This is a genomic window from Hyella patelloides LEGE 07179 (assembly GCF_900659865.1).
GTDB classification, from domain to species: Bacteria; Cyanobacteriota; Cyanobacteriia; order Cyanobacteriales; family Xenococcaceae; genus Hyella; species Hyella patelloides.
In genome coordinates this window covers 1-9,940 of the sequence record NZ_LR214031.1, presented here as the reverse complement: position 1 = coordinate 9,940, position 9,940 = coordinate 1, and the positions used below count along the sequence as shown (strand labels likewise).

At 36.1% G+C, this 9,940-nt stretch carries 6 protein-coding genes; 3 read left to right on the top strand and 3 right to left on the bottom strand.

Annotation, left to right across the window (positions count from 1 at the left end):
- Positions 1–566: 566 nt before the first annotated feature.
- Entirely contained in the window at positions 567–2,999 is a 2,433-nt protein-coding gene (gene gghA / locus H1P_RS27205; protein ID WP_144873628.1) for a glucosylglycerol hydrolase, read from the bottom strand.
- A gap of 365 nt (positions 3,000–3,364) precedes the next feature.
- Between gghA and ggpS the strand changes: the two genes are divergently transcribed.
- Complete coding sequence (gene ggpS, locus H1P_RS27200) at positions 3,365–4,873, top strand: glucosylglycerol-phosphate synthase (RefSeq protein ID WP_144873625.1); 1,509 nt, start codon at positions 3,365–3,367, stop codon at positions 4,871–4,873.
- 171 nt (positions 4,874–5,044) lie between these two features.
- Here ggpS and H1P_RS27195 read toward each other — a convergent pair whose 3' ends face one another.
- Positions 5,045–5,509, bottom strand: coding sequence for a MerR family transcriptional regulator (locus tag H1P_RS27195; RefSeq protein ID WP_186376166.1), 465 nt, complete (start codon positions 5,507–5,509; stop codon positions 5,045–5,047).
- A 762-nt stretch (positions 5,510–6,271) separates the two neighbouring features.
- Between H1P_RS27195 and glpD the strand changes: the two genes are divergently transcribed.
- Positions 6,272–7,954, top strand: a complete 1,683-nt coding sequence (glpD, locus tag H1P_RS27190) for a glycerol-3-phosphate dehydrogenase (protein WP_144873622.1) — start codon at positions 6,272–6,274, stop codon at positions 7,952–7,954.
- A 111-nt stretch (positions 7,955–8,065) separates the two neighbouring features.
- Here glpD and H1P_RS27185 read toward each other — a convergent pair whose 3' ends face one another.
- Positions 8,066–8,641: a hypothetical protein gene (locus H1P_RS27185; RefSeq protein ID WP_144873618.1), complete on the bottom strand. Its 576-nt coding sequence runs from the start codon at positions 8,639–8,641 to the stop codon at positions 8,066–8,068.
- A gap of 286 nt (positions 8,642–8,927) precedes the next feature.
- On the opposite strand from H1P_RS27185, the gene H1P_RS27180 reads away from it, so the two are divergent.
- Positions 8,928–9,940, top strand: a 1,013-nt coding sequence (locus H1P_RS27180; protein WP_186376165.1) for a methyl-accepting chemotaxis protein, incomplete at its 3' end; no start/stop codon positions are given.

The window sequence follows — 9,940 nt, the reverse complement described above, 5'->3', positions numbered from 1 at the left end:
TGAAGAGGTTTATGTTTTAGGGGGCAAAGATTTTTAGTAAACTGTTTATAAGCAATAACTATATTATCCCGCTTAGTTTGGGACGAGGATGGGACGGAACTAACCATTAACCTCTCAAAAAATAAAACCAGGACTACGCTCAACTAAGAGGCATGAATCCTGGAGGTGTTCGAGAAGTATCTGTATTAATAGTACGAAAACGACTATTAATTAAGCATCAGTAAGAAGTATGAAACTATTCAGCATTTTGTCTAAAGAGCTAGAATTAACAGCTTTTTTAGAGCTTAATTAGCTAATAACTTATTGGTTAGCGTTATTTTACTGAGGCTGTTGCTTGTTCTTGTGGAACTTAAAAAATAGGCGTTGCTGAATCTAAAGTATGATTTTAAAAATTAGAGCTTTTTTATAAATCTTTAGAAGGCTATAAGCTATAAGCTACGAACCCGATCGTTATTGATTTCATCCCTCAAATCAGCAACGCCCAAAAATAAAAATATTAGTCGTGGCAAACAACTGTTCACCTCTGGAAATAAATGTGTGTTGGTTTGTTTTCGTCTCCCCTAAAGTTAAGCCATTGTGAGTAATAGTGCTTGGCTATGATTTAGGGTCAAATCCGATAAATCGTCTATTTTGAGATCGGGATAAGCGATCGCTATTTCCCATTGTTTTTGCTCTAGCTTTAATAATTTCAGGACATTGAGAGTGATGGGTTTGCCTTCTAAGTGAGCAATTATAGCCACTCCTTCTTTCTTATCGGGAGAGTAACGAACCCCATAAAAAATGCTTCTTTCTTGTTCGATTATGCGATCAAAAAGGTCATCTTTTTGGATGTTTTCAGCTATCCAAGGATGATTGCGTCGAAATTCTCGCAAGCTAAGATTAAATTGAGTTTGTACTGGGTCGAGCTTATTGTAATAATGAGAGACATTGCACACTTGGTAGCAGTCTTCCATAAACATGATTGCAAAGTTTTTTAAACGATCTGTATCTAGTTTTTTGAGGAAGCGCACCATCCCCCCACGCATTAGCTCTTTTAAAGGCGGAAGCTCTACTAGACACTGGGTTTCGGTACAAGAGCGGAGTACCTCGACAACTTCTGCCAAATTGTAGTCTTGTTTTGCCATTGCTAGCTGTAAAGCTTTACCAAACTCTTGTAATTGTTTTAATTGTTTAAAACCTTGAGCTTTCAGACGGGGATAACAGTGACGACGACGATATAATTCAGGAGTAATTTGCCAATGGAGAAAGCCAATTTCTTCGGAAACTACTTTGACACCGTATTGCTCGTCGGTATTGCGGAAAAACATCCAGGGAGCGCGCATCGTCGAGTTAATAAAGTCCATCGGTAAACCAGGACTAAAACCATAAACCCAAGTGGTAATAGCAGGGTTGTCGTAGGCTTGATGGAGTATTTCGGGTAAATTACGACCCAGCTTATGATTGATCGGTTGTTCTAGCTCGATTTGGTTGCCTCTTCTAACAGTATCATGGTTGGCACAACCTGTAATCCAGCGATCGCCAATAGTCATTACTTCTAAAACTCGCGACCATTTCTGCTCCCAAAAGCCTTTTAAACTGGGAGTATTGTGGGCAAAAATCAAAGGACCCCATTGGAAAGACTCTGGTTTTAGCTCAATTAATTCTCGATAGCGAGATTTTTCTTCCCAGCCTTCTTCGGGCCAGGGGCGACCATCTTCAAAGATCGTAAATAGAAGTCTTTTGTGGCTAGCAATATCTTGAGGAACATTACTCATCTCTAACAGATAAGCATCATCTTGTTCTACTCTGCCAGAAAGAGGATTAAAAAAGCGAAAATCTTGACCCCCATCAATGCGAATACCATCAATTCCATCATTAATTTTGCGTCGCTGCATTTCTAGTAAGATCGCCCTCACCATTGGTAACTGGTGATTTAAATCCTGACCATACATATTTGGGCCTTTGAAAAACTGACTAGAAATCAATAACTCACTCTGGTTATCTGCATGACCATAAACTAAGTCGTAGATTAATTGAATGGGATGGCTGGGAAAATTATGTAAGGTGGCAATAAACTCTACTACTTCATCGGGGCGTAAACTACCTAGTAGGGATGGGTTCGTGGTACTAGAGCCAATTATTGGTACATCATAGCCCCAATCTTGGGTATGGGGCTTGGTAAGTTCAATTTCTACTGTGTCTTCATCTTCAGCAACCAAAGAGAAAAATTCGCTTTCAGGGGTATACTCATCGCGAAATTCAATAGTCGGCTCAGTGGGTAATAATTGAATGGCATCGTACCCCACATAGTTTTGTTCGGCAGTAGTTAAAGGTTCATTATTGATAATTTTTTCACTGATAGTCTTGTAGATTGCCGTCAAGCCTTCTATCGTGCCTTCTGCCGACGCTGTACCAACGTGCATTTGCAGAATATTACGGGGGGCTTCTACCCGATAGGTTTGATCTTTTTTTAAGGTCTTAGGGGCTTTAAAGTACTCTAAATCTGCCCTACTTTGTTGCAGACTCGCCAGATCGTAAAATTCTGCTGGAGCAAAGATGCCATAGGGGAGAGAGTAGGGCATCAAATCCCGAATCGTGCGTAATTTTTCTGCACGGTCAATGTAGCGTAACCAATAAAAAGAGCCAGCTTGCTCCTTCGTACCTGGGGTCATTCCTGATAGGACACCCCAAATATATTCTCCTTGCTGTTCTAAGTGTAAGCGATCGCGTCTAAAACTGATTCTTTGTTCTTGACTACGCCAATCAATCGGCTCTAAAGGAGTAAAAACTTCTAGATAAATCTCCCTTTCATGTAGAGCATCTCTAATTAATCCTGGTACCCAAAAACCAATTTCCGTTAAGCCATCAGGACGATAGTGCGCCCCCAATTTACGCGCTAAAGCTTGAGCTTGTTCTAGATAACTATTAGTAGAACTTTCTAGTCCCGATGCCCATGCTAATAACTTTCCTGTTTCTTTAGAAACTAACTCAATTGATTGATTAACTTCTACTGATACCACTAAGCTTTCTCTTCGATTTTTTTTCCTTTTGCCCAGTCTGCCATACTTTTGATTTTAGCGAAATCTATCTTTAGAAGGTTTATTAATCTGTAACTATTGTGTTACAGTCCCTAACAATTCGTAATAATGTTTTACACAATCCATAGTAAATTGAAAGTAGTTAGCAATTCTACTAAAATTTTCTTTAATTAAAGATATTTTTGTAGTTTAGCCAACCCAAGTTAATTCTTGGGAATCTTTACTTTCTTGATTGTAAATTACAGTAGTAACCATAAAGTTCAATTAGCTAAAAAATTGACATAATGATGGCTGTAAGCAAGGAAGAAGTTCCGTAAAGTTATTGTCATTTTAAAATAGTAAAAATCATGAAATCCTCTTTAGTAATTCTCTATCATCGTGAACCCCATGATGAAGTGGTAAAAGACGGCAAAATACATTATGTTCGGAAAAAAAGTCCTAACGGCATTGTTCCTACTCTCAAAAGTTTTTTTGCTGATGTTAATCGGGGAACTTGGATTGCTTGGAAACAACTTAATAAAAAACAACAAGCTAGTTTTGAACCCACGATAACTATTGAAGGAGAAGCTAATTATAATGTTCGGCGTATTCCTTTAAATGCCCAACAAGTCAAAGATTTTTATCATATTACTTCCAAGGAGGCTTTTTGGCCGATACTGCATTCTTTTCCCGATCACTTTACTTCAGAAACTACTGATTGGGAGAATTTTCAAGAAATTAATCGTTTGTTTGCCGAAGCAGCTTGTGAAGAAGCAGCAGATGACGCTTTAATCTGGGTTCATGACTATAATTTGTGGTTAGTACCTGGGTATATTCGAGAACAAAAACCCAATGCCAGAATCGCATTTTTTCACCATACTCCTTTCCCTTCAGTGGATGTATTTAATATTTTGCCCTGGCGAGATGCGATTGTTGAGAGTCTATTAAGTTGCGATATTGTAGGCTTTCACGTTCCTCGTTATTCAGAAAATTTTGTTAATGTAGCTCGCAGCATCAAACCAGTAGAAGTTGTCGAACAAAAACCTGTTGAAGGTCATATTACTCCTGTAGGTATTGCTTTAGCAGAACCAGAAATGACTACTAAGTTAGGCTATAAAGGGCAAATAGTTAATATTGATGCTTTTCCTGTAGGAACTAATCCTCAACACATTCTTTCTATTTTGGAAAGGTCAGAAACTAAAGAGAGATTAATTCAAATCAAAGAAGAATTGCAGGGGAAAAAGCTGATTATTGCAGCAGGAAGAGTTGACTATGTTAAGGGTAATCAAGAAATGCTGGAAGCTTACGGGCGTTTGTTAGAACGTCGTCCTGATTTACATGGCAAAGTTAGCTTTACTATGACCTGTGTGCAACCTGCTGCGGGAATGCGGATTTATAAAACGGCTCAAAGTACCATCGAACAGTTAGCGGGTAAAATCAACGGTCGCTTTGGTAAATTGGACTGGATGCCAATTCGTTTATTTACTCAACCTCTATCATTTGAATATTTAATTGCTTACTACAAAGCTGCGGATGTCTGTTGGACTACTCCTTTAAGAGATGGTTTAAATTTAGTGGCTAAAGAATATGTGGTGGCTCATGAAGGCAAAGATGGAGTTTTGATTTTATCTGAATTTGTTGGTGCTGCGGTAGAGTTACCCGAAGCAGTTTTAACTAATCCTTACTCCCTGACTCGGATGGATACAGCGATTGAAGAAGCTCTAGCCATGTCTCTTGAAGAACAAGAACAAAGAATGCAAAAAATGTATGAAACAGTCACAACCTATGATGTTAAGTACTGGGCAGATCGTTTATTAGATCAGTTTAATAATTTGGAACGAGAAACTGTCGATAGCAAAAAAACTGCTGCTGTTTAAAATCGTAATCACTCCACCAGGTAGGGTGTGCATTGCTCACCCTATAATGCTATGTAAAAGGCTCGTTCACAGATTTGCGAGCTTAATCTTTTACATAATCAAGCAAAGAGCGAAAACACTACCTGCTCTCAATAATCCTCTTGTAGGGGAAATTCAAATACTTTTTAATATCTATGAAGATAAGGGAAAAGAATCTTGAGTAGTTGTTAATGGCAAAGTTTTTTCTAAATCATAATCTAATACTTCGATCCAAACTTTTGCACCACAATCTAGAGATTTATCAGGTCTATATATCAGTCTACAGGGAAAAGGGATTTCTAACTGACTAACATAGGTGTTTTTTTTCCCTTTGACTGAAATGATAGGCTCTCTTTCTTCTGGATTTTTATTGAGATTAGAAGCAATTTTATTTCTATTGATGTGAACAATAGTTCTTTTTGGTTTTCTCTTCTTCTTCCATGTTCCTCTCTGACCGTGCTGACGTTCGATTATCTGTGGCATTCCCTTATAAAGAGGAATTAACCAAGAGTTACCACATTTATAAGCTCCTTTCACTCTCTCCTCTTGCAGAAGTTTTCTGAGTCTTCGAGGAGAAATTTCTAAATAAGATGCTGCTTCGGTGGTGTTAATATACATACGTACAAATAAACTATACCAATGCTGGTATACATTACAATATATCCTGTTCAAATTTTAGCTAGTAATTTACATCTCTAAGCTAATTGATTTTTTCTTTTGTCTTACTGCGATGTTATGAAAAATAAATATTTATCACCTAAATTGCATATTAGTATTTTTCCCGATCGCTCTTTTTATCAAAACAGACACTTCATATTAGAAATTAGTCGCATTTTATTCAAACTCTTATTTTTCACGAGCTATTTTAAATAGTCTCTTTTGATAGCCAGAAAATATATCTGTCTGCAAAGCTCTAGCCTTTTCGCTGAAAGGGTTTGGTTGCTATTTCATTACAACCATAGGCAGATTCACAATATTTAAGATTAATTTAAAACAAAGTTGTTGGGAATTAAGTTAAGTTGGTTACTAAGTAATAGTCTTACTTCACATTTTAGATTTTTGACTTGGATTAAAACAAGCAGTATTTGCTCAAAGAAGTTCGCTCCCCAATAATAGCAAACCGAATTGCAGTAGATAAACTACTCTGATTTATTAGATGCAATCTTATAGGAACATAAGACAACGCGCCTTTACCTATAAGTATTGATTGGGGTTTGGCTATAGATGGAAGTATCAGGATAAAAAAAATTCTTGTTGCAAGAGAAAAGTTAGTAATTAGAGCAAAATAGTTACCAGGCATCAAAAATAATCATCAAGTAATGATGTCGTTAAGATAACTTTTAAGACAATCATAAAAACCAAAAAGCAATCTATTAAGTTATGCGTAATTTTACTCAAATTGAACAGCAAGAATATGATGTAATTGTCATTGGGGGTGGAATCAATGGCGCAGGAGTCGCCAGAGATGCTGCTTTGCGGGGGTTAAAAACCATTTTGCTAGAAAAAAGTGATTTTGCTAGTGGGTCTTCTAGCTGGTCGAGTCGCTTGATTCATGGTGGTTTACGCTATTTGGAGTACTTTGAATTTCCCTTGGTTAGAGAGGCTTTAAAAGAAAGAGAAGTACTATTTAATAACGCACCTCACTTGGTAGACCCCTTACTTTTAACTATCCCCGTATATAGCGATCGCTCTCGTCCCTACTGGAAAATTTGGGCTGGTATGATTCTCTATGATATTTTTAGCTACGATAAAACTGTACCAATTCATCGAATGTTACCGTTAGCTAAGTTTAAGCAGTTATTTCGGGCGATAGATGAAGATGGTTTAGCTGGTGGCGCACAGTATTATGATGGACAGGTGGCTTTAGCCGAAAGACTTTGTTTAGAAAATATCATTGCAGCTAAAGAAGCTGGTGCAGATGTTATTAACTACAGTGAAGTTACTGAGTTAAAAATAGAAGGCTCTAAAATCAAGCAATTAATCTGTAAAGATAGGTTAACAGAAGAGACTTTTACTGTTACAGGTAGTCCCAATACCGTTGTTATTAATACTGCTGGTCCCTGGGTCGATAAGGTATGTCAACGGGGTAGTAGTCAAGGAGATCGCCAGCCCATTGGAAAGACTCGTAAGATGGGAGGGACAAAAGGAAGTCACATCATTGTAGATCGTTTCCCTGGTACAGTTGACGAGGGCTTTTATGTAGAGGCTAAGTCTGACGGTCGTCCTTTCTTTATTTTGCCTTGGTTAGATAAGTATTTAATTGGTACTACCGATCTACCATTTAAGGGTGATTTAGATCGTATTAAAGCTAATGATGAAGAAGTAGATTATTTAATCCAAGAAACTAATAATATTTTTCCCAACGCTAATTTATCTCGTAAGGATGTCTTGTTTACTTATTCTGGGGTGCGTCCTTTACCCAATGAAGAAGGAAAGAAACCAGGAAGCATTACTCGCAAACACATCTTACACGACCATACAAAAGAAGGTGTTAGTAATCTAATATCTTTAATTGGTGGAAAACTGACTACCTATCGTAATGTTGGGGAAGAGATGATCGATGTAGCTTTGAAAAAAATGGGCAGAAAACCCCAACCTTGTAAAACTGATAAAATTCCCTTGCCTGGTTGTATAGTTGCAGGAGATCGCAGAATTCATCAAGCGATTAGTCAATACCAAGATCGTCTTGCTCCTGATACAATTAACTATTTGTTTTCTATCTATGGCGCAAGAGCTGTTAATGTCTTGGCGTTAACTCAAGAAAATCTAGAATTAGCGACTAACATCAGCCCCAATCTTCCCGATATTAAGGCGCAAATTGTTTACGCAGTTAAAGAAGAAATGGCGCACAATTTGGTGGATATTATTCGTCGTCGCACTACTCTGGCGATGAACGGTAATTATGGTTTGGACTTATTACCAGTAGTAACTGAAACCCTAAGAAAATATTGTGGCTGGAGTCAAGAAAAATGCGATCGCTCTTCCCAAGAATATCGCACTTTTATGGAAGAAAATTGCATTCCTGATTATCAATTAAAGGATTCTTTGGTTGCTAGTTATTAATTGTTAATAAATTTTTGTCGGGGGGGTTGGCATTGTCAACCCTTTACTGTTTGATGAATTGTTTCCGATCAAAAATAAAATTGGAGTTATAGCAATCGAAGTATAGATTTTTCAATACATATTCAGTTTTATAATATTACTCTGCTTATTATCAAAACTGACTTCGCTACAAGTATCGGCTAATACGATTACTCTGTCTAATTTTTGATGATTAACGGCTACACTAGGGTCTAAAAATACAGAAATTCTCCTCAGATATAAGAAAATGTCTGTATTGTAGCGAGAGGGAATATATACCACTTCACTAAAGCTTTTGACTTTAAGCAAAGCCCTCAAAAGACAAAATAAAAAGATGCCTAGAAACCAGAATGAATTAGATAATTTAGGAATTTTAAAATATAGTAAGTTGGATGCAGACAATATTTGATCTTTGCCAAACAACTTTGCTTGTATTAATAATAAGCCAACAAAACCGATAATAAAGATAATAAGTACAAGAAAAATATTTTTAATACTGGGATTTACCCAGAAAATTTTTAAAACAATTAAAATGAAAGATAAGCTAGATAAACTAGCAACAATAATATCCTCAATTTCATAAGACCAAGAGCTAATTTTTTTCTTAAAAATACTAATTATCTCGATGACAGCAAGAAAATTAAGATAACTAAAAAATATTAAAATCAAGGTTAATAGCATCAATAATTCAATAAAGAAGCAAAAATATTTTTATAATGATACTGATAAGCTGACAAGCACTTAAATTGGGATTTTTGAAGTCTAAACCTCTTTCAGCAAGGCTTGTGAGAGATCAAAATAAATGCATAGCAGCTTAAATTAGCTTCATATAATATCAAAATATTAAATGTTTGGCGAACTTAAACACAAATATAGTAAAAAGCTTAAATTATCTGATTTTTATTCCTTGACTGTGTGAGACTGAAGAGGAGCAATTAGTATTGTGTGACTAATAATGAGTATCTTCAGTTTATTACCTTCCTATTTAGTATTTTTGGCGATTGTTTTGGTTATTATACCGACAATGCTTGGCATTTTAGTTCGTTTTTTTCTGTATCGGCATTTAACTAGCTCTGCTAAAAGAACTAAATATTTATTAGAAGGAAGAACTATCGATAGAAAACCTTATATTCTTAGCAAAATTGAACAAAGATTTCAAAGTTTTAGTCCGACAACGGAAGAAATTAACACAACAGCCATAATAGCAGGAAGATATAGCCAAGAAGAATTTAAGATTTTAGGACTACCTTTTAATTGTGAAGCTACTGCTTACTTTACAAGATTATTACCTAATTTATTATTATCTTTTGGTTTATTGGGGACATTTTTAGGGATTACAATTAATTTAACTAACTTAAGCCAAACCATAACCCAAGTTGATATTACAGATGTTAGAAGTTTAGTTGAAGAATTAAACCAACCGCTACAGGGAATGGGTATTGCTTTTATTACTAGTTTAATTGCGATCGCCTGTAGTTCTTTACTGACTGTGCTGAACTTAATTTGGAATACTAATATTGCTAAAACTAGCCTGATTAATTTCTTAGAAGATTATGCAGATAATTTTTGTTTACCTCAATTACAAACTGTCAATCCTGTAGAAACAGCTATCAATCGTTTTAGCGATCACTGCGATCTGATGTTCGCCGATCTAGGCAATAGTCTTGAAGTTGCCATGAGTAACGCCTTTAGTAAAATAGAAGAAGGCGCTAATACTTTTAACCAAGCTGCTAATACTTTAGATCGTAGCCGTTTACCAGATCAATTATCTAATGCTACCACAGATTTAGCGATCGCACAAAATAATTTTACCCAATCTTCCCTAGTTTTACAACGTTCTACCCAATCTTTTGAGCATAGTTTAAAAGGAGTACCAAAAGTCATGCATCAGCTAACAACTATTAATGACGCAATCAATCGTATTAATCTTAAATATAATACCTTAGTGGAAGTTAATCAAAAAAGTAA